1 protein-coding gene is annotated in these 523 nt (G+C 29.4%); it reads left to right on the top strand.

The window, feature by feature from the left end:
- A partial coding sequence (locus tag ACFIK8_RS09970) for a hypothetical protein (RefSeq protein ID WP_375669330.1) occupies window positions 1-184 on the top strand: 184 nt, incomplete at its 5' end.
- Between the last annotated feature and the right edge of the window lie 339 nt (window positions 185-523).

The raw sequence follows: 523 nt of genomic DNA, 5'->3' as shown, positions 1-523 counted from the left end.
ATATAAGCTTTCTTATGTTTACTTGTATGCTTTTATCGTTGTTTCCAATTTACGGTTTTGCTGTCTTTTGTGCTTTAATTTGCTTTCTTCGCTTGAAGAAAAAATCAATGTGCAATCATTTCAAGCGAATGTGATTATCAGAGTTTGTAAAAAAGAAATTACGAATAAGGATTTGAAAGAATAGGAGCACAAAATGATAAATGCTAGACGAATAGCAAAATGAAGATATCCTTTTTTAGTTGCACATGCTCAGTTTATAATGGGTTAATAGGTTTTTAATGTAATGAAAAAAGAGTAAAAAAAGCAAAAATAGAGAAATAATTTTTCAATTCAAATCTTGAGAGCAGGAAAATCAAATATCACTCTTTCAAACTATTTCTGGAAAATGTTTTTGGAAGTTTTTAAAGCTCTATTTACTAAAATAGAACACACTTCCCATTCATTTGTGTGATTCTTTGCAGAAGATTAATACGGCGTAACATTTGTGAATACAATTAGGGGTAGCGTTTGTGAAAACGAAGAA

The sequence above is a fragment of the Bartonella sp. MR168JLCBS genome (genome assembly GCF_042194175.1).
This window is presented reverse-complemented; position numbering and strand designations above follow the sequence as displayed.